This window comes from Serratia sp. T13T92, assembly GCF_047530105.1.
GTDB lineage: Bacteria > Pseudomonadota > Gammaproteobacteria > Enterobacterales > Enterobacteriaceae > Chania > Chania fonticola.
This window is the reverse complement of the sequence record NZ_JBLJAK010000112.1, coordinates 1-1,428: the sequence shown is the minus strand read 5'-3', so window position 1 is coordinate 1,428 and position 1,428 is coordinate 1. Positions and strand designations below refer to the sequence as shown.

The following is a 1,428-nucleotide window of genomic DNA, read 5'->3' as shown; positions in this document are numbered from 1 at the left end:
AAAAACGGACTGACTGCCATGCTCAAAGAACCTTCTCCCCATCAGTACCAGTTTGAAACCATTACCCTTGATGAACTGGTTCCCGAAGACCATCTGGTCCGTAAAATCGATGCCGCCATTGATTTTGAATTTATCCGCGATGCCGTTGCTCACCTTTATTGCCCCGATAATGGCAGACCCGCAATCGACCCCGTTCGCCTGATTAAAATGATGCTGTTGGGCTACCTCTTCGGTGTCCCCTCAGAGCGCCGTCTGGTCAAGGAAATCCAGGTCAATGTCGCTTACCGCTGGTTCCTGCGTATGGGGCTGACCGAGAAGGTCCCCGACGCCTCAACCCTGAGCCAGAACCGCATTCGTCGCTTCAACAACAGCGATGTCTTCCAGCAGATTTTTGACCATATCGTGTTACAGGCTCTGGGTCAGGGGATGGCAAACGGACGTGTGCTCTACACCGACAGCACCCACCTGAAAGCCGATGCCAACCCGCGCAAGGCCGTGAATGAACTGCGCCCTGAAGGCGTCAGTGAATACTTCACACAGTTGAATGATGCCGTGGAGGCCGACAGGAAGAAACGCGAAAAAAAGCCGCTGCCCGCCGCAAGAAAAACAACCAAAAACGACGCCGTTAAAAACACCAAAGTCAGCATCACCGACCCAGAAAGCGGCTTTATGCACCGGGACAACAAGCCAAAGGGCTTCTTCTATCTGGACCACCGCACGGTGGACGGCAAGCACGGCATCATCATGGATACCCATGTCACGCCGGGCAATGTGCACGATAGCCAGCCGTTCATTGGCAGGCTGGCACGGCAGGTGGAGCGGTTCAACCTTGATACGGTCGCCGTGGGTGTGGATGCGGGTTATTTTACCTCGGCGGTGTGCCATCTGACGCAGGAGATGAGTATCGCGTTGGTACCGGGTTATCGCAGGCCACACAAAGGGCTGAATGACTTCCAGAAAAAGCACTTCAGGTATGACGAGGCGCGTGATGTGTATGTGTGTCCGGCGGAGGAACTCCTGATATACGGCACAACGGACCGCAACGGCTATCGGCATTATCGTTCAGAGCCGGCAGTGTGCCAGCGGTGCGAGCAGAGAGGGCAATGCACGCAGAACAGCAAAGCACAGAAAACGATAACGCGGCACGTATGGGAAGGGGCGAAAGAGGAAGCGAACAGGTTGCGACTGACGAAATGGGGCAAGAAGGTGTATGCGCGGCGCAAAGAAACGGTTGAAAGAAGCTTCGCGGATGCGAAACAGCACCATGGGCATCGATATGCGCGGTTCCGCGGTCTGTCGAAAGTGCAGATGCAGTGTCTGCTTGCGGCGACAGCGCAAAATATGAAGAAGATGGCGCTGCTGGCGCTTCTTTATGCTGTTTATAAGTGGCTGAAAGGGCTTATGGAAGGACAGGAGCCCCATAGAGGC

General features: G+C 54.8%; 1 protein-coding gene. It reads left to right on the top strand.

Going from position 1 to position 1,428, the window contains the following annotated elements; genetic code table 11:
- Positions 1 to 18: 18 nt before the first annotated feature.
- On the top strand, positions 19 to 1,428 hold a 1,410-nt coding region (locus tag ACMV5I_RS29425; protein ID WP_414825965.1), incomplete at its 3' end, for an IS1182 family transposase.